A 16,905-nucleotide genomic window follows, 5' to 3' on the forward strand; every position below is an offset into this window, starting at 1 on the left:
ATACATATGATGTCGAACTAGATAGGGGTTGAACTGTGAACTATAGAGTGCTGGTCAGCGACCCGCTGGCAGAGGAAGGGATTGACATCCTGAAGGAATTCTGCGATGTGGATGTCAATACCGGGCTAACCGAGGATCAACTCGTCGCTATTATCGGAGACTACGATGCCCTGCTGGTGCGCTCGGGAACCGAAGTGACGGCGCGGGTCATCGACGCGGGAACGAAACTCAAGTTCATCGGCCGTGCCGGTGCCGGGGTCGACAATATCGATACCGAGGCGGCGACGCGCAGGGGCATCGTCGTCGCGAACGCCCCGGAAGGAAACACTCTCGCGGCCACCGAACACACGATGGCAATGATGCTCTCGCTCGCGCGCAATATCCCCCAGGCAACCGCATCCTTGAAGAAGGGCGAGTGGAAGCGCTCCAAGTTCATGGGGGTCGAGTTGAACGACAAGGTGCTCGGTATCATGGGATTCGGGCGTATCGGACGTGAGGTGGCGAAGCGTGCACAGGCAATGCAGATGAAGTGCATCGCCTACGACCCCTTCATCACCAGGGAGCGGGCTGCAAGCCTCGGCGTGGAGATGGTGCCGCTCGACGAGCTCTTCCGGAGGGCCGACGTCATCACGGTTCACACGCCGCTGATCAAGGAGACGCGCCATGTGATCAACGATAAGACCATCGCCACCATGAGGGACGGCGTCCGGATGATCAACTGCGCCCGCGGCGGGATCATCGACGAGAAGGCTCTCGCAGACGCGATTGCAAGCGGCAAGGTCGCCGGTGCGGCGCTCGACGTCTTCGAGAACGAGCCGCCGACGGACTCCCCGCTTCTCAATCTGGATAGGGTTATCGTCACCCCGCACCTCGGGGCGAGCACGGTCGAGGCGCAGAAGAACGTCGCCGTCTCGGTGGCGAACCAGTGCATCAGCGTTCTATCGGGCGGTGCGGCGAAGTACGTGGTGAACGCGCCGATGATTCCCGCGGAGCAGCAGGCGCTGGTCGAGCCCTACGCGATGCTTGCACAGAAGATGGGCAGCCTCCTCATCCAGCTCATCGAAGGAAGGCTCGAATCGCTCGAGATCACCTACGGCGGCGAGGCCGCAACGCTGCCGAACACGAAGTTCGTCACCCGCGTCATCCTGAAAGGCCTGCTCGACCCGATCCTGCAGGTGCCGGTCAACATCGTGAACGCGGAGTTCGTGGCAAAAGAGCGCGGTATCCGGATGAGCGAGACGACGACGGAGGAAGCACAGGGATTCCGGAACATCATCAGCATCACCGCGAAGACCGACAAAATGACCGAGTCGGTGAGCGGCAGCGTCTCCGGCCCGAACCGCGCGCGGATCGTGAGCATCGGCGGCTACATGACCGACCTGACCCCGACCGGCCACGTGGTCATCTCCCGCCACACCGACAAGCCGGGCGTCATCGGCAAGGCGGCGACGATCCTCGGCCGGGTGAACGTGAACATCGCGGGGATGCAGGTGGGACGCCACAAGCCCGGCGAAGAGGCGCTGATGGTCCTCACGGTCGACTCCGCCGTGCCGGCCGACGCGATGGAAGAGATCAAGAAGATCGACGGCATCCACACCGCAAAGCACGCCGAGATCTGATCGGTCGGATCACCACCCCCTTTTTGCACCGCGTGCCGGCCCCCGATGCGGCGAAGCCGGGACGGGGCGGTTTTTGGCGCGTGGCAATAATTTTATACCCGGAGCACCAACCTTATTGATCGTCGGGCAGACACGGGCTCGTGGTCTAGCTGGTTATGACGTCGCCTTGACATGGCGGAGGTCCTGAGTTCGAATCTCAGCGAGCCCATCACCGTTTTTGAAACGATTGATTTTATAAAATTATCTCTGGAGAGAGATATCTCCCGCATGGGAGGCTAAATCCAGATAGTTCGTGCAGCCGCCGTAGAGAGGGATGTATTTTCTGAGGCGCTACGCCAGATAGATCCTTTCTTCACAGGCGGTCTGTGCTCACCGTTCAGATGTGTTTTCCCATCGTTTTTATACATCCACACCGTGTCCATTGCCCGGGGCCAGAGGAGATGCCGTCCGGACTTCGGGCGATAGACCGGCGGATCGGGGTACGCTCCGGCTCGCGCACAGACGAGGCCGGAGCCGGCACGCGACTCCGGATGGCCGTTCTTCCCTCACCCTCCGCCGAGCACCTTCACGATCACCGTCACCACCCCGCCGGCCCCGGCGCTGATCGTCGGAACTCTTCCGCAGAGGGTCAGGTACGAGGCGGGCGTGCTCTCCCTGTACCTCGACTATGCGGATACGCTCGACTGGTTCGACCGGGTTCTGCTCACGAGGGCCTGAAATGGTCAGGGATGAAGGGGTCCTCACTCACCTCCGGGAACTGGACGAGGCAGTTGAAGACCGGGAACGCTAGCGGTCCGTCACCCTTGAAGACTTGAGGACCGACCGCGATAAGAGAAATATGGTGTTGCATGCGCTCCTCGTCAGCATTCAGGCATCGATCGATGTCGCCAATCATCTGGTCGCGGCCTGCAGCCCTCGGCGACCCGAAACCTACCGGGAGAGTTTCACTATTCTCTGTGATGAGGGGCTTATCCCGGAAGACCTCGGGGCCCGGCTCTCAGACCTCGCGGGTTTTCGGAATGTTCTGGTCCACCTCTACTGCCGGCTGGACCTGGACGAGGTCTACGGGGTGCTCCAGGACGACCTTCCGGTCGTGAACCGGTATCGGGATCTGGTTCGGGCGATGCTCCGGGATCGCCTCCTCCCGGAGTGACGGCTGCGGGCTGGAGTGAACCGGGGAGAATCTCCTCGCCTCTTTCACCGGTTCAGTCCCGAAACCCCTCGGGAACGGGGGAAACCGCCGGCACGGTCCACGGTGTAGTTGGAGGGACTCTGCTTCGGTTTCGCACCGGAACCGGTGCTGCCGGATGCTGTCGCCGTCATCGAATCTCCCTTCTTTGCGGAAGCATTTATCATCAGTGTCGTCCCTCACCACAGCACGGTTCCCCGCCCGTTGGGCGGGGGAATTCCGGGAGGGGAAGAAGAGATGACCACCGCGCAAGTGCTTAAGCCCGGGCAAAAGACGGCCGATGCCCGGGCGGTCGAGACCGGGGCGGATGCGGCTTCTCGGATTCCAGCGCGTCCTGCTCGGGCCGGGTGAAAAACGGCAGGTGACGATCGAGGCCGACCCCCGCCTGCTTGCACGGTTCGACGGAGAGATCGGCAGGTGGCGCATTGCAGAAGGAACACACCGGGTGGCGGTCGGGGGATCTGCCACGGATCTGGTATTGACAGGCGATACCCGGTTATCCGGGAGGGTGTTCGGGAGCTGACCGATCCCGGCGGGAGAGGATGATATGGCACAAGAGATTGCAACACCGGAAAGATCGGCGGAAAAAGCCGTCTCGCTCACCCCGATGCAGCGCGCGGATGAGCTGCTCCAAAAGATGACCATCGAGGAGAAGGCGATGCAGCTCTCCGCCGCGACGGTCGGCCCGCCGGGGTGACCGGGAGCCGGGCTCATGAACGGGAGGGGGGATTCCCCCCTGTCGCCCCTACTTCTGCAGCCGCTCCAGGAGCTCGTCCAGCCGTGAGTAGGAGTCCTTCATACCTTCTTCCATACCGGACTGCATCATCCCGTCGCGGTCCTCCACCGAGAGGAAGACCGACCGGCCGGTGAACCGTGTCCGGTTGCCGGGCAGTTCGTCGAACTTCCCTTCCTCGAGGATGACATGGCCGGACTCCGGGAGCCCCTCGTACTCGAAGGTCTGGATGATCCGCTCGGGGGGCGTCACATCGTGGTTCACCCCGTGGAACCCGTACTCGTTGCCATCCTTGTCCATCTGGATATACCGCCAGCTGCCCCCGTTCCGGGAATCGAACGTCTCTATCTTCGTGGTGTAACCCCGCGGGCCGATCCACTGCTTATAGAGTTCCGGGTCGGTGTGGGCCCGGAAGACGAGTTCTCGCGGAGCGTCGAACTCCCGGACAACGATCAGCTCCTGTTTTCCGGGCTCTGCCGTGATCCGGGTGGGGTTCCTCTCTTTTAAGGCCTGCTCGCCACTTCTGTGTGATTGCTCTGCCATTCTATCCATCTCCTTTCGCCCCCTCTCACTGACGTCATCCATGTTATAGGTTATCGGCCGTGCTGCAGAACCGCCGCAGGAACGCTTCAGCAGGAAAACGGCGGCATAATTCCGGCAGAAATCACACGATGAACTCCAAATTGATGGGATATCCCGGATGCAATTCGCATATTATAAGAGGGAACAATGACCATTTCAAATAAAAGCGGGTTAACATCATGGCAAAGGCAAACATTCCTGCAAAGGGAGCGATCGTTCAGAGAGACCTTGAGACGTTCTCAATCTCGCCCCACATCCCCGGGGGCTTCGCCGATCCGGCGCTTCTACGGAAGATCGCGGACGTGGCGGAGAAGTACGGCGCCAAATACCTGAAGCTCACCGGAGCCCAGAGAATCGCCATCATCGGCGTCCGTGAAGAGGACCTTGATGCGGCATGGGCCGAGTTCACCGACAGTTCCAAGGCCATCGGCCTGACCATACGGAGCATCCAGATGTGCCCCGGCACCCGGGCCTGCAAACGTGCCAAACAGGACAGCCCGGGACTGGGATTTGCCCTTGATGCGGAGTTCTACGGCAAACCGGCGCCCGCCAAGTTCAAGATGGGCGTCTCAGGCTGCCCCAACTGCTGCAGCGATGCCTGGTTAAAAGACCTCGGGTTCTTCGGCACCGATGACGGGTTCAAGGCGGTCGTCGGCGGCAAGGGCGGTGGGACGGCAAAGGTGGGCCGGGAACTCGCCGATGGCCTGACCGCGGATCAGGCTGTGGCGCTGGCGCGGAAGGTGATCGCGTTCTACCGGGAGAACGGGCAGGCGCCCGAACGCCTGGGAGCAACGATCGAGCGGGTCGGCTTCGATAAGTTTAAAGAAGCGGTGTTGTGAGAGGGCGGTGCTCAAACTCCCGCCCTTCAGGCGGCTGCATCCCCCACCTCCCCTGTCTTTTTTGCACCCGCGACTGCCCCCTCTGGCCCGGGAAGAGCTCTCGCCGGTCCGTTCCTGTCCCTCAGAGCGGCATCGCCCGACGACCGACCCGGTTTCGCCGTGCTGCCCGAACATTGCGGGGGTCCGGGATCGTTGCTAGCCACAAATTGTATTTAAATTCACTAAATATTTAAATATTTAAAAAATATACGTAGAAACATGGGCACGATCACGTTGAGCATCGACGACCGGACAGAGGAAGACTTCCGGAGACTGGTCGAGAAGATCCTCGGGAGGCGAAAAGGAGCCCTCGGCGAAGCGGCGACCGAGGCGATGAGGATCTGGATCCGCGAAAAGACGCAGGAGGAGATCGCACGGGACGCTCTTGAGTTGACCGGGAAGGCATACCACTTCGGAGCAAGGAGGTATACGTCGAGGAAGGACCTGTATGATCGGTAACCCACCGCTTATTGACACGAACGTCCTCGTCTACCTCTTCGATGCGGACACGCCCGATAAGCAGCGCATCTCAAAGGACCTCGTTACGGCATGCTGGCGGTCGGAGACGCGTTACTCGGTCTCGGCGCAGAATCTCGCCGAGTTCTCAGTGGTCGTGACCGAGAAGGTCGCAAACCCGATGCCGGTGGAGGATGTGCAGCGCTTCATTCAGGCCATCCAGGACTTCGACGGCTGGAATGTCGTCGGATATGGCAGCGAGACCATCCTCTCCGCCCACGAGATCCGGGACCGCCACCATGTGCACTTCTGGGACGCCCTCCTTGCCGCAACGATGATCGAGCATTCTATCGACACGATCATCACCGAGGACGCCCACCTCCTGCGCATCCCCGGAATCACGGTCGTCAACCCGTACCGGGAAGGATGATCGGGGAGTCCCGGCCTACGGGGCTACCGTCACGGACGGAGAACCGGCCGCCCCGCTCTCGTAGACGAGGGTGTTGTAGCGGTACTGGAAGATGTAGACCACCAGAGATACCGCGAGCATAAGGACGGGGAGAAGGAAAATCCCGATAATGCCCGCGACGAGCCCGATGAGGCCTGTTACGAGGAAGACGAGAGATACCAGGACCATCATGAAGAGCATAAGAACGATCTGGAGGATTACCTGGGAGAAGATGTACGATCCCCAACCGATCCTCTGGATCTGAGCGAGGACGGCGGGGATGTTGAACGCTTCTCGTAACGATTCCATCTTCGCGAACCGCACCGCCGCCATCTGCGCCACAAGCCAGATGAGGATGAGGAGGACGAACGATACGAGAGCGACGATGCCGGCCACGAGGCCGTTCTGCCCGGCCAGGATGCCGGCGCCTCCCATCAGGCCCATCGCGACGAGGAGCATGAGCCCGATGTAGGCAAGGTATACGACCAGCAATTTCAGGCCGTCGACGAAGAGCCTGCCCCAGCCGCCGAGGTCCGGCGCCGGCACGTCCCCCCGCATGATGCGCACGAAGTAGCCGTAGATGAGCGGGAAGACGATGGTGAAGACGATGAGCCGGAGCCAGTGCATCCAGCCTCCCCTGAGGGCGTCCCCTGTGTAATCAAACGAGTCTTCGAGTAACCTCTGGTAGTTTATGGTCAATGTATCACCCTGGATCCTCTGTCTTCTGCGAACCAATCCCAGATAGTGGCACGTGCGGGCCGGACCGATCCGGAGCGAGCCCTCATAGTGGTTATATCAGGCAACTATCCTCTTGAACGCTTCGATCCGGCTGGAGGACCATTCGACGAGGTCACGGGTTACCCCCGTCGCACCCGCGACTCCCCCACCAGGTACCCCGCATACGGCACCCCCGACGCCCCTCGCACCGCGCCGTAGCTCGCCGCCGCTGCCGCGAGAAAGATCACCGGGTAGGTCGTCCGGTCTGCCCACGATAGCCCGGTGAGGGAGAACCAGGCAGCCGCGGCGGCGGCGATGACGAGCGGGTGGACGAGGTAGATCCCGTAGGAGTGCTCCCCGAAGGACCGGGAGGCGCCCGCAGTCCTCCCCCCTCCCCCATCCAGCCGCCAGGCCGCGAGGACGAGCGCGGCGATGACCGGGACGTAGTAGAAGGGTTCGAGGATCCGGTAGATGCAGAAGACGGCGAGAGAAGAGCCGGAGAAACTCCCGTAGTGGAGCACGCTCGCCGCCCACATGCCGCCGAGGAGGACGGCGCCCGCACCGGCCGCGGCGAGCACCCCCGCAGGGGAGAAGGACCGGAGCGCCGACCGGCACCGGTCCGTATGCCGGGCGACGTAGATCCCGAGGACGAAGTAGAAGAGGTGCGACGGAAAGAGGCGGATCAGCACCGTGTACCACTCCGGGCCCACAAACGCTCCCGTGAGATGGGCGCCCACGTTCCAGAGGATCTGGACGAAGAGGAGCGCGAGGAGGAGGAAGAGTGCCGCACCGCCCCGGTCGAACCGGTCGTAGCCTCTCGCGATCAGTGGAAAGAGGAGGTAGAGCTGGATGATCAGCACGAAGAACCAGAGGTGGTAGGCGGCGTTCCCGATGAGGAGGGCTTCCACCACCCTCTCAGGCGTTGGCACGCCGGCGAACCCTATCATCCCCTCCACCGTCACCAGGAGATAGAGAGCGGTGAAGAAGAGGTACGGGAGAAGGATCGTCCGGGCCCGGCGGCTGTAGAAGTCCGGGAGCGAATACGCGCCGGAATACCGCGCCGCGAGCACCCAGCCGGATATGAAGATGAAGACCGGCACGGCGAAGTGGGCGAGGACGTAGACGACCACGTTTACGAGGGCGAGCAGGTTCACGCCGGGGATCCGGGTGAAGTTCATGGAGACGTGGACGGCGATCACGGCGAGGGCAGCAAACCCCCGCAGGTACTCGACCTCAGAAAACCAGACCACCGCAGCCACACCTCTCGATCGCCCGCCGGGCACTACAGGATTGCAGGCAGGTATATATGAACCCCTGCCCGACGGCCGCCGGGGGTCACCCGGAAGGGACCGGTCAAGCACTATAATACCGGAAGACACCATCTATCAGGAGAGGGAGTCCCATGCAGTACTCGGAAGGACAGGTCGGCAGGGTCTTTACCGTCAGGATCGACGACGGGGAGGACTTCATCAGGGAGATCCAGCGTTTTGTAACGGCGATGAACATCCAGAGCGGCATGATCCACTTTCTCGGCGCTGTACGGTCCGCGAAAGTCGTGACGGGGCCAAAGGAGCCCGTCATCCCGCCGGTCCCCCGGCGCGAAGAGATCTTCGGGGGCTGGGAACTCCTCGGGTTCGCCACCATCTACCCGGGAGAGGAGGAGCCGTCCATCCATATCCACACGGTGGCAGGGAAAGGAATAAGGTCGCTTGCCGGGTGCCTCCGGGAGAAGGCGGAGGTCTACCTGGTGATCGAGGCGATCGTCACGGAGTTCGTCGGCATCTCCGCACGACGGCTCCCCGACGAGAAGACCGGCGTCAGCCTCCCGGTCTTCGACCGGACACTCCCATGACCGGCCAGCCGGAGTTCCTCCCCATGTCGATGGAGGAGGCGGAGCGGCTCGGCATCGACCGGTTCGACGTCGTCCTGGTCACCGGCGACGCCTACGTCGACCACCCCTCCTTCGGGACCGCACTGATCGGGCGGGTGCTCGTCGACGCCGGCTACGCGGTCGGCGTCATCGCCCAGCCCGAGTGGCGGGGTGACACCGACTTCCGGCGCCTCGGAGAGCCCCGGCTCTTCTTCTCGGTCTCGGCCGGGAACGTCGACTCGATGGTGAACGCCTTCACGCCGAACCTGAAGCGCCGGCACTCAGACGTCTACTCGCCCGGAGGGAGGCTGCTGCGGCCCGACCGGGCGACCCTGGTCTACACCGACCGGGTCCACGCCCTCTTCCCAAAGACTCCCGTCGTCATCGGCGGGATCGAGGCGAGCCTCCGGCGCTTCGCCCACTACGACTACTGGTCCGATTCGGTCCGGCAGGCCATCCTCGCCGACGCCCCGGCCGACCTCCTCGTCTTCGGCATGGGCGAGCGCCAGGTGGTCGCGATCGCGGACCGGCTCGCCGCCGGCGAAGCCGCAGGCACCCTCACCGATATCCCCGGCACAGCCTACCGGGTCGACCTGAAGACCTGGCGGAGCATGGATCATACGGGGTACGTCGTCCTCCCCGGCTACGCGGAGGTGAAAGAGGACCGCTACGCCTACGCCAGGGCGTTTGCGCTCCACTATACCGAGCAGGACCCGCTGCGGGGTAGGAGAGTGGCCCAGCCACACCCGAAGACCGTCGTCGTCCAGAACCCGCCGGCGATGCCGCTCTCGGGGGATGAACTCGACCGGATCTACGAACTCCCCTACGCACGGAGAGCCCACCCCTCCTACACCGAGCCGGTCCCGGCCCTCGAACCGGTCAGGTTCTCGGTCGTCAGCCACCGGGGGTGTTTTGGGTCCTGCTCGTTCTGCGCCCTCACCCACCACCAGGGACGGATCGTCCAGAGCCGGAGCATCGACTCGATCGTCCGGGAGGTGGAGCGGATGGCGGCGATGTCGGAGTTTGCGGGCGTCGTCCAGGACGTCGGTGGGCCGACGGCGAACATGTACGGCATCCACTGCGGCCGGTGGGAGACCGCCGGCACCTGCCCCGACCGGCGCTGCATCGACTGCCCCGCGCTCGACCGCAGCCACGAGGAGCAACTCCGCCTGCTCCGGCGCATCAGCGAGATTCCGGGCGTAAAACGGGTCTTCATCGCGTCCGGCATCCGCTACGACCTGATCCCTCCGGAGGACCGGGAGTATCTCGCCGGGGTCTGCGAGCGCCACGTCTCCGGGCACCTCAAGGTCGCCCCCGAACACGTCTCGAAACGGGTCTCTGCATGCATGGGAAAACCGCCCCGCGAGGCCTTCGATGCCTTCAGGGATCGGTTCGAGGCCCTCCAGGCAGGGAAGCAGAAGCGGCAGTACCTCGTCCCCTACTTTATGTCCGGCCACCCGGGCTGCACGATAGAAGATATGGTCGAACTCGCCGAGTACGTCCGGGACACCAATCTCTACACCGAACAGGTCCAGGACTTCACGCCGACACCGATGAGCATCTCGACGACCATCTACCACACCGGGCTCGACCCCTTCACCCTCGAGGAGGTCTACGTCCCGAAGGGGCGGGAGAAGCGGGTCCAGCGGGCCCTCATGCACTACCGGGACCCGGAGAACTACGCCCTGGTCTGCGAGGGGCTCCGCGCGGCCGGGAGGGAGGACCTCATCGGGAGTGCGTGGCGGTGCCTTGTCCCGGCGAAAAGAGGCGCTGCGAAGAGAAAGGGGCGGACGAAATAGAGATTATCTCCCCAGGATAGAGCCCGCGGCAAACCCGGCAGCCACCGCGATGGCCCGGCTCGGGATCCGGGGGATCACGAACATCGTCACCGCCAGGGAGACCGCGGTGTTGGCCGTCGTCCCGGGGGTGACGACGGCATCGAGCGTCCGCATCGTGCAGGAGCGCCATTCACGGGGAGGTGGCGACGAGGGGAGCACGAACCTCCCGGCAAGATCGCTCGCCGCCTGCATGGCCGTCGACCGCCACTCTCCCACTTCCGTTACTCTTCGCCCGCAGGGCATAATAACAGGGTGTGGCCCCGCGTACTACTTATTTTTATGGCCGATCATATCGGCGAACTGCTCCCGGATCCGGCGCATTCGGTTCCGGTGGCAGAAGGGGCAGAGGGCTTCGAAGTTCCCGAGCGTGTGGGAACCGCCGCAGATCGCCGGCTCCCGGAGGTCGAAATGCGTTGCGTCGGAACTGAGCGGGGCGTTGCATCCGGCGCACCGGTGGCACTGCCGTTCGAGGACGGTCTGCATGGCTTCGTCCGTGATGTATGCCCCCGAAATAAGCGCATCGTCACCATGCGCCGCTACCGATGCTCCGCGCTCGCTTACCACCCGGAGAAATTAATTTTCCGGATGATAAACCTTTTGGCAGCAGGCAGACAGCGAACCGGGATATCAGGACCAACAGGGAGATTTGCACCGCTAAAAATCCATTAAAAATGCAATAACGGCTTCCTGCGGCACTTCTAACGACGGCAAAAACCCCCGCTTCGCGAACAATTCCAAAAGAGCGATCTCCGGAGAACAAGCCCGGGAAATGGGCGCAAGAACGCCGGAACCGGGGGGATTCCCGCGAAATAAAGGAAAAACCTATTACTTTGCGACAGAAAATGCATCGGTATGCATTACGAGATTACCGGAGACAACCTGCAGATGGTGACCCTCCGTCTCGCCCAGGGCGAGAGCATCTGCGCCGAGGCCGGCGCCATGGTCAACATGAGCGGGAACATGCAGATGACCACCAACATGAAGGGCGGGCTCTTCAAGGGATTGAAAAGGATGGTATCCGGCGAAGGGCTCTTCATGACCGAGTTCACCCCAGAGGGCGGGGACGGGTTCGTCTCCTTCGCCGGGAACATCCCGGGGAAGATCTTCGCGCTGAACCTCGCAGACAGTGAGTTCATCGCCCAGAAGGACGCGTTCCTCTGTTCCGAACAGGGCGTCGACCTCGATATCGTATTCACGAAGAAACTCCGGTCGGGCTTCTTCGGCGGTGAGGGATTCATCCTGCAGCGGCTCTCCGGCAGGGGGGCGGTGTTCCTCCACTGCTGCGGGGACATCATGGAGATGACGCTTGCGCCCGGCGAGGTGGTCAGGGTGGAGACGGGCCTCGTGGTCGGGTTCGAGAGCACCGTCGACTACAGCATCGCGCTCGCCGGCGGCGTGAAGACCGTCTTCTTCGGCGGCGAGGGCCTCTTCCTGACCACGCTGACCGGACCGGGCCGTGTCGTCCTGCAGTCCATGGATATCGCAAAACTCGCGAGCGCCCTGATGCCCTACCTCCCCGTCCAGAACTCGTCGGGACGGTGAACTACCCTACCCTTACGGATGGGGCTTCCTGCTTCATCCCCCTCCCCGGCGGGAGCGAGCCGTCCAGGGTGAAAGCGTACGGTCCCGAAGGTGGGGCGCCGCTTCCATCCCCCCGTACGAAGGGAGCCTTCTCGTTCATGACCCACGAGCCCCGCAGAGGTAACCTGATAGTCCACGGCGTCGCAGGAGTACCTGATGAACCTCGTCATGGTCGTGCACGGCCCCGAGGCCTTCGATGCCGGGGACGTCGAACGGTTGATCGGGCTCCTCTCCCCGCGGCAGATCCTTGTCGCGGGGGTGATGGCCCGGACCGCCGCCGAGGAGTCCGGGCTCCCGGTCGTCTGCACGGACGAGCGGCCGAGCGTGGTCCTCGCCGCCCTCTCCGGGCGGGCGTGCCTGGTCAACCGGGGGAAGACCCCGAAATCCGGGCGGATATTCGGCGAGGTTGTCGCCGGCCGGCTCCCGGGGCTCGTCCACGTGGAGACCTCGAGCGAAACCGTCTATCGCTGGAACCGTGGCGACGAGAGCCTCGCGGAGGAGATTGTCAGGCGGACAGAGTACGCTCTCGTTCACGCAAAGAGCACCGGCGCCCGGTGTGAAGGGGTGCGGGAGGTCCGGGGGTGCATCCCGGGGGAGGCGGTCTTCGTGAACGGGATCGTGATCGGGACAGCGACGGCGGAGACGGTCGTCCTCTCCTCACGAGACGGGGGACTCCGGGCCGTCTCCGGCCTCGACCCGAAACCCCACGGGTTTGAGAAACTCCTCCGGGCGGGCCTCCCGGACCTCGATGCGGCCTGGTGCAAGAGCGGGCCGGTGCGGACGAAACCCCCCCGGCAGGCCGGGCGCGCCTCCCGCGGGGGCCGGATCGCGGTCATCGACCACTGCGGCCACACCCTCTACCAGGAGATCGGGGAGGATGTCTGCGGCGTCCTCGCCGTCGGCGACGACACCACCGCCGTCTGCGGCCACATCTGCTCTCATGCAGGCATCCCCGTCTTCGGGGTGGTCGACGGGGACGCCGACGCCATCGTGGAGCCCGGGTATGCTCCGGGGTCGGTGGTGGTCGAGGTCGTCGACGGACGGGACGACGACATCGGCAGGGAACTTGCGGCCGTCCGGGACCTCGATGCCGCCCGCTGGGAGGAATGGGTCGAGGAGACGCTCCGTATCCTCGCCGGAAGGGTTCGGATCGTCCTCGACCTCCGTGGAGAATAACGCATGCAATGCGCCGAGTGTAAGGGGAGGGGGTTCTGCGGCCTCGAACGCTGCCCGATCATGAGCAGGTTCTACGCCCGGCTCCCGGTCCGGCCGAGCGACCGCTACCAGGGAGCCGCGCCGTCGGTCTTCGTAGGGAGTTACGGCTACCCGAAGGTGGCGGGGGGCCCGCTGATGATCGACGACGCCGACCACCCGCCGGACTGGGTAGCCAGAGGCCTTCAGATCGACGATATCGTGGGGCTCCGGGCCCGGACGATACGCGGCGCCGGCGAGGCGAAGGGGCTTGCCGGGAGCATCCAGGAGATCGCGCTCTCGAGCCAGCCGCTCGACGTGGAGGTGCGCTTTACAAAACCCGTCTCCTTCGACCTCCGGTTCGACGGGACGATCGCCCCCGTCGGGCTCACCGGCGCCATCAAAAAGATGGACGTCCTCGGGAACGCCCGGGTGGACCGGGCGGTAGACCGGGCGACGTCCGATACCGACCTCTCCGCCACCGATGCCTGCGAGATCCTCAACGCCTCGGGCACCGACGTCTACCGGATCACCCAGCTCCTCACCGCCGGCCTCCTCGGGAAGAAGCGGCACGTCGTCCCCACCCGGTGGGCGATCACGGCGGTCGACGACACGGTCTCGAAACGGCTCAGGAAGAAGATCGCCCGGTATCCGCCGCTGAATGAGATCCAGGTCTTCTCAGCCTCGCTCTACGGGAACCACATCGTCTGCCTCCTCGTCCCCGGGGACTGGAAGTTCGAGATGATCGAGGTCTGGGGGAAGCAGTCGCTCTGGGGCGGCGGGAGCGAGACGATCGCACGCGATGGCGAAGGGCTCACCAAATCCGGCTACTCGCCGCTCGCGGGAGCCTACTACTCGGCACGTCTCGCGGTCGCGGAGTACCTGGAGAGCGTACGCCGCTCATCAAGGGTGCTTGTGCTCAGAAACGTCACGAGCGAGTACTGGGCGCCGCTCGGCACCTGGGTTGTCCGGGAGGCGACGCGGAACGCCATGCAGGGGGGGAAGACCCCGTGTGCCGACCTCAAGCAGGCGATCGACCTCGCCTCCCGGCTCATCGGCTTTGACCGCTGGCGTCCCCACAGCCGGCTCATCCCGGAACTCACGACACAGAAGACGCTCTTTGAATTTTAGAAGGAATCCTGCCCGTTCTTCTGCAGGCGGTAGCGCTCGACGAGCGAGTCAAGGGTCTCGGCCTCGTCGACGCTCTTGTCCTCGCGCACCCGGACGAACCGCGGGAACCGGAGCGCGTAACCGCTCTCGTAGTTAGGGCTCGTCTGGATCTCGGAGTAGCCCACCTCGAAGACCACCTCCGGCTCGAACGTCACCTCTTTTCCGGAACGGGCGATCACCCTGTCCTTGAAGAGGGCATAAAGTTCGGCGAGCACCTCGTCCGTGATCCCGGTCGCCACCTTCCCCACGGGGAGGAGCCTGCCCTGGTCCTGCACCGCGAGCAGGAACGAGCCGAACGTCCCGGCCCTCCGGCCTTCGCCCCACTCGGCCCCGACGACCGCGAGGTCGAGGGTCTCGACCCCGGGTTTCACCTTCACCCAGAGGCGGCCCCGGACGCCGGGGGTGTAGGGCGAGTCGGGAACCTTCACCATGACGCCCTCGTGCCCGAGGGCGAGGGCTTCGGCGTAGATCGCCTCCGCCGCGGCCGCGTCGCCGACCAGAAACTGTGGGGCAACGTATGCGCGAAGGACCTCATCGAGGAGTTTGCGCCGTTCTGCGAGCGATCTATCCATCAGCGTCTCACCGTCCAGGTAGAGGATATCGAAGATCCTCGGCACGAGCTCGATCTTCTCCATCATCGAGTCAATCTCGTGCTTGCGCCGGAACCGCCGGATCACATACTGGAACGGCATGGGCCTCCCGTCGCGGACGGCGACCGCCTCCCCGTCCAGGATCACGTCATGATCCGTGGCATCCGTAAGAAGTTTCGCGATGTCGGGAAGGCTCCCCGTGACCTCCTCCAGTTTTCGCGAGTAGATCCGGGAGACGCCGCCCACCTTGTGGAACTGGAACCTGCTCCCGTCGTACTTGTACTCGACCGCCACCTCGCCGTGATCCTCAAGTTGCGCGGCGATGGTGCCCGCCTGCGCGAGCATCATCTTCACCGGCCGGAAGGGCTCGATCGTCACGCGGGAGAGTTCTTCGGGGTCCCGCCGGGCGAGGAGAGCCACCTCCCCGAGGTCGTTCATCGCCTGGTGGGCATGCTCGACCAGGCGGACGTCGACCTCGAAGGCCCGCGCAACGGCATCGCGGACGTTCCCCTCGCCCATGCCGATCCGGAGCTCCTCGAGCATCAGCCGTGCGAGATACCGTCCCTCCAGCGGGCGGGCGTTGCCGAAAAGACCCTGTGCCACGCGAAGTTTCTCCCGCTGCGACCGCTGCCCTTCGGCGGCCGCCATCCGCTCGAACTCCCGGTAGACCTCGAGGAGATCGAGCTCCTGGATGAAGAACGACGTCTGCTCTTTCTTTGCAAGGAGTCCCTCGACGGCGAGGCCGGCGTCGCCGGTCGCGTTGATCGCCTCGCGGACGGTCTCCCTCTTCGTCCCGACGACATAGGCCACGGCTTCGTAGAGGAGGTTCGGGCCCACGCCGAGTTTTTTGGTGCTCCAGTCGGGAAAGACCCTGCCCATGACGAACCGGACGAAGACGGGGAGCTCCTCGTCGTCGAGCCGGGGGAGGACGGCGGCGACCTGCTCGATCATATCGAGGCGCCCGGGGGTCCCTTCAAGGTGCTCGCAGACGCGGGCGAACTCCAGAAACTGCATACCCATAATCTCCTGAAGTATTTCCCGGCGGGGTCAATCAACCCTTCTGTTCGGCCGCGGCCGGTTCGGCACGATTGATGTGGGAGCACCGCTCACCCCTATACATGCACCAGGACGAAGAAACGAAAGAGATGCTCCGGGACCTCCTCTGGCTCAATGCCCTGATAGCCACCGAGCTCGTCCAGATCACCGAGAACACCTCCCAGATCCTCCGGAGGGCAGCCCCTCCTGAGACCTGCATCGCCGAGCACGCGGCCCTGCGGGCGACGGCGCTCGCGATCGCCGACCGCTACAAGCCCGGCACGATGCTCCGGCAGCACGTCGGAGAACACCAGTAGAAAAAATAGGCGGTTCGGTCGCCGTCAGCCTTCGACCGGCACCAGTCCCGCATCCCTGACGACGAGGTCCGTCTCCTCGATCACCTCTTCCGTCAGGTTGATGACGGTGGTCGTTGCGTTGACCGCATCAACGGTGCTCGCGGTCGCGCCGGGTGCTCCCTGGCCGGGAACGGTGAAGGCGTACCCCTCCGGCAGGACGACCTCGACGGTGTAGTTACCAGGGAGGACGCCGCTGAAGATGTAGAGCCCTTCACATGCGTGGGCGAACGTCTCCGCCGTCGCGATTCTCTCCCCCGCGGCGTTGAGTAGGTGGACGGCAACGCCGCTCATACCCCACTCGCCGGAGTCCTGGATGCCGTTTGCGTCGGCGTCCAGAAAGATTGTTCCTCCGATCGTGCCGATGGTCTTTTCATATCCTGTGCCCGGCTCCGCCGGGACTGCGGCGCTTGCGATCGAACCGAAGACGAACGCTGATACTATGATTGCTACAAGAACGCTGATATATCTCAATCGGTTCACCTCATGTTCCCGGGCGCCGTGTGGGGCCCCGGGGGCGTAACCCCTGCGAAAGACCACAGTGCTCGCCTGTGTCACCTTTCGGCGGCCGGGTGATCCGGAATTTTTTCCGATCCGGTACCGGCCCGGGGTTCGGACACCTAATAGACATTATATTATATTAATTTTTTTATAA

Annotated in this window: 19 protein-coding genes, 1 tRNA gene and 1 pseudogene; 14 read left to right on the forward strand and 7 right to left on the reverse strand. The window is 63.7% G+C overall.

What is annotated here, in order from left to right:
- The first annotated feature begins 35 nt into the window (after window positions 1-35).
- From serA to DIC75_RS08610, 5 genes and pseudogenes are all read left to right on the forward strand, one after another.
- Entirely contained in the window at window positions 36-1,619 is a 1,584-nt protein-coding gene (gene serA, locus DIC75_RS08590) for a phosphoglycerate dehydrogenase (protein WP_250987606.1), read from the forward strand.
- Window positions 1,620-1,753: 134 nt separating this feature from the next.
- Window positions 1,754-1,827: transfer RNA gene (locus DIC75_RS08595), tRNA-Val, on the forward strand.
- A gap of 600 nt (window positions 1,828-2,427) precedes the next feature.
- Window positions 2,428-2,772: pseudogene (hepT, locus tag DIC75_RS08600) on the forward strand (type VII toxin-antitoxin system HepT family RNase toxin); the annotation flags it as partial.
- Between the two features lie 316 nt (window positions 2,773-3,088).
- Window positions 3,089-3,331, forward strand: a complete 243-nt coding sequence (locus tag DIC75_RS08605) for a fibronectin type III-like domain-contianing protein (RefSeq protein ID WP_352151678.1) — start codon at window positions 3,089-3,091, stop codon at window positions 3,329-3,331.
- Window positions 3,332-3,355: 24 nt separating this feature from the next.
- Window positions 3,356-3,505: a hypothetical protein gene (locus DIC75_RS08610; RefSeq protein ID WP_250987609.1), complete on the forward strand. Its 150-nt coding sequence runs from the start codon at window positions 3,356-3,358 to the stop codon at window positions 3,503-3,505.
- Between the two features lie 48 nt (window positions 3,506-3,553).
- Here the strand turns inward: DIC75_RS08610 and DIC75_RS08615 are convergent, their stop codons facing one another.
- Window positions 3,554-4,084 carry an SRPBCC family protein gene (locus DIC75_RS08615; RefSeq protein ID WP_250987610.1) on the reverse strand — a complete coding sequence of 177 codons (531 nt, stop codon included), beginning with the start codon at window positions 4,082-4,084 and terminating at the stop codon, window positions 3,554-3,556.
- A gap of 218 nt (window positions 4,085-4,302) precedes the next feature.
- Between DIC75_RS08615 and DIC75_RS08620 the strand changes: the two genes are divergently transcribed.
- From DIC75_RS08620 to DIC75_RS08630, 3 genes are all read left to right on the forward strand, one after another.
- The gene (locus DIC75_RS08620; RefSeq protein ID WP_250987611.1) at window positions 4,303-4,962 is read left to right on the forward strand and encodes a ferredoxin-like domain-containing protein; all 660 of its coding nucleotides are present in this window, start codon (window positions 4,303-4,305) and stop codon (window positions 4,960-4,962) included.
- Window positions 4,963-5,220: 258 nt separating this feature from the next.
- Entirely contained in the window at window positions 5,221-5,460 is a 240-nt protein-coding gene (locus DIC75_RS08625; RefSeq protein ID WP_250987612.1) for a hypothetical protein, read from the forward strand.
- The gene (locus DIC75_RS08630; protein ID WP_250987613.1) at window positions 5,450-5,887 is read left to right on the forward strand and encodes a PIN domain-containing protein; all 438 of its coding nucleotides are present in this window, start codon (window positions 5,450-5,452) and stop codon (window positions 5,885-5,887) included. The genes DIC75_RS08625 and DIC75_RS08630 overlap by 11 nt, the downstream gene beginning before the upstream one ends.
- Window positions 5,888-5,902: 15 nt before the next feature.
- Here the strand turns inward: DIC75_RS08630 and DIC75_RS08635 are convergent, their stop codons facing one another.
- Together DIC75_RS08635 and DIC75_RS08640 are read right to left on the reverse strand one after the other, a co-directional pair.
- Window positions 5,903-6,604, reverse strand: coding sequence for a DUF4013 domain-containing protein (locus DIC75_RS08635; protein ID WP_250987614.1), 702 nt, complete (start codon window positions 6,602-6,604; stop codon window positions 5,903-5,905).
- 158 nt (window positions 6,605-6,762) lie between these two features.
- On the reverse strand, window positions 6,763-7,872 hold the full coding sequence (locus DIC75_RS08640; protein ID WP_250987615.1) for an acyltransferase: 1,110 nt from the start codon (window positions 7,870-7,872) through the stop codon (window positions 6,763-6,765).
- Between the two features lie 152 nt (window positions 7,873-8,024).
- Here DIC75_RS08640 and DIC75_RS08645 point away from each other — a divergent pair, with 152 nt between their 5' ends.
- Complete coding sequence (locus tag DIC75_RS08645) at window positions 8,025-8,474, forward strand: PPC domain-containing DNA-binding protein (protein ID WP_250987616.1); 450 nt, start codon at window positions 8,025-8,027, stop codon at window positions 8,472-8,474.
- On the forward strand, window positions 8,471-10,291 hold the full coding sequence (locus DIC75_RS08650; RefSeq protein ID WP_250987617.1) for a YgiQ family radical SAM protein: 1,821 nt from the start codon (window positions 8,471-8,473) through the stop codon (window positions 10,289-10,291). The genes DIC75_RS08645 and DIC75_RS08650 overlap by 4 nt, the downstream gene beginning before the upstream one ends.
- Window positions 10,292-10,294: 3 nt before the next feature.
- Here DIC75_RS08650 and DIC75_RS08655 read toward each other — a convergent pair whose 3' ends face one another.
- A complete protein-coding gene (locus DIC75_RS08655) occupies window positions 10,295-10,546 on the reverse strand; it encodes a hypothetical protein (protein ID WP_250987618.1) in 252 nt (83 codons plus the stop codon).
- Window positions 10,547-10,597: 51 nt separating this feature from the next.
- A complete protein-coding gene (locus DIC75_RS08660) occupies window positions 10,598-10,894 on the reverse strand; it encodes an HNH endonuclease (protein WP_250987619.1) in 297 nt (98 codons plus the stop codon).
- A 288-nt stretch (window positions 10,895-11,182) separates the two neighbouring features.
- Between DIC75_RS08660 and DIC75_RS08665 the strand changes: the two genes are divergently transcribed.
- The 3 genes from DIC75_RS08665 to DIC75_RS08675 all read left to right on the forward strand — a co-directional run bounded on the left by DIC75_RS08665 (window position 11,183) and on the right by DIC75_RS08675 (window position 14,233).
- Window positions 11,183-11,872, forward strand: coding sequence for a TIGR00266 family protein (locus DIC75_RS08665; RefSeq protein ID WP_250987620.1), 690 nt, complete (start codon window positions 11,183-11,185; stop codon window positions 11,870-11,872).
- 195 nt (window positions 11,873-12,067) lie between these two features.
- Window positions 12,068-13,087, forward strand: coding sequence for a DUF2117 domain-containing protein (locus DIC75_RS08670; protein ID WP_250987621.1), 1,020 nt, complete (start codon window positions 12,068-12,070; stop codon window positions 13,085-13,087).
- 3 nt (window positions 13,088-13,090) lie between these two features.
- The gene (locus DIC75_RS08675; RefSeq protein ID WP_250987622.1) at window positions 13,091-14,233 is read left to right on the forward strand and encodes a hypothetical protein; all 1,143 of its coding nucleotides are present in this window, start codon (window positions 13,091-13,093) and stop codon (window positions 14,231-14,233) included.
- Here the strand turns inward: DIC75_RS08675 and DIC75_RS08680 are convergent.
- Window positions 14,230-15,876: an ATP-dependent DNA ligase gene (locus tag DIC75_RS08680; protein ID WP_250987623.1), complete on the reverse strand. Its 1,647-nt coding sequence runs from the start codon at window positions 15,874-15,876 to the stop codon at window positions 14,230-14,232. The genes DIC75_RS08675 and DIC75_RS08680 overlap by 4 nt on opposite strands.
- Before the next feature lie 104 nt (window positions 15,877-15,980).
- Here DIC75_RS08680 and DIC75_RS08685 point away from each other — a divergent pair, with 104 nt between their 5' ends.
- A complete protein-coding gene (locus DIC75_RS08685; RefSeq protein WP_250987624.1) occupies window positions 15,981-16,214 on the forward strand; it encodes a hypothetical protein in 234 nt (77 codons plus the stop codon).
- Between the two features lie 24 nt (window positions 16,215-16,238).
- Here DIC75_RS08685 and DIC75_RS08690 read toward each other — a convergent pair whose 3' ends face one another.
- Window positions 16,239-16,733: an SdrD B-like domain-containing protein gene (locus tag DIC75_RS08690; protein WP_250987625.1), complete on the reverse strand. Its 495-nt coding sequence runs from the start codon at window positions 16,731-16,733 to the stop codon at window positions 16,239-16,241.
- Between the last annotated feature and the right edge of the window lie 172 nt (window positions 16,734-16,905).

Origin of the sequence: Methanoculleus oceani, from assembly GCF_023702065.1 — an archaeon.
GTDB lineage: Archaea > Halobacteriota > Methanomicrobia > Methanomicrobiales > Methanoculleaceae > Methanoculleus > Methanoculleus oceani.

Excerpts from the sequence above, each read along its gene's own strand:
- DIC75_RS08605 (WP_352151678.1), top strand. The coding sequence starts at position 3,089 with ATGCCCGGGCGGTCGAGACCGGGGCGGATGCGGCTTCTCGGATTCCAG.
- DIC75_RS08610 (WP_250987609.1), top strand. The coding sequence starts at position 3,356 with ATGGCACAAGAGATTGCAACACCGGAAAGATCGGCGGAAAAAGCCGTC.
- DIC75_RS08615 (WP_250987610.1), bottom strand. The coding sequence starts at position 4,084 with ATGGCAGAGCAATCACACAGAAGTGGCGAGCAGGCCTTAAAAGAGAGG.
- DIC75_RS08620 (WP_250987611.1), top strand. The coding sequence starts at position 4,303 with ATGGCAAAGGCAAACATTCCTGCAAAGGGAGCGATCGTTCAGAGAGAC.
- DIC75_RS08625 (WP_250987612.1), top strand. The coding sequence starts at position 5,221 with ATGGGCACGATCACGTTGAGCATCGACGACCGGACAGAGGAAGACTTC.
- DIC75_RS08630 (WP_250987613.1), top strand. The coding sequence starts at position 5,450 with ATGATCGGTAACCCACCGCTTATTGACACGAACGTCCTCGTCTACCTC.
- DIC75_RS08645 (WP_250987616.1), top strand. The coding sequence starts at position 8,025 with ATGCAGTACTCGGAAGGACAGGTCGGCAGGGTCTTTACCGTCAGGATC.
- DIC75_RS08650 (WP_250987617.1), top strand. The coding sequence starts at position 8,471 with ATGACCGGCCAGCCGGAGTTCCTCCCCATGTCGATGGAGGAGGCGGAG.
- DIC75_RS08665 (WP_250987620.1), top strand. The coding sequence starts at position 11,183 with ATGCATTACGAGATTACCGGAGACAACCTGCAGATGGTGACCCTCCGT.
- DIC75_RS08670 (WP_250987621.1), top strand. The coding sequence starts at position 12,068 with ATGAACCTCGTCATGGTCGTGCACGGCCCCGAGGCCTTCGATGCCGGG.
- DIC75_RS08675 (WP_250987622.1), top strand. The coding sequence starts at position 13,091 with ATGCAATGCGCCGAGTGTAAGGGGAGGGGGTTCTGCGGCCTCGAACGC.
- DIC75_RS08680 (WP_250987623.1), bottom strand. The coding sequence starts at position 15,876 with ATGCAGTTTCTGGAGTTCGCCCGCGTCTGCGAGCACCTTGAAGGGACC.
- DIC75_RS08685 (WP_250987624.1), top strand. The coding sequence starts at position 15,981 with ATGCACCAGGACGAAGAAACGAAAGAGATGCTCCGGGACCTCCTCTGG.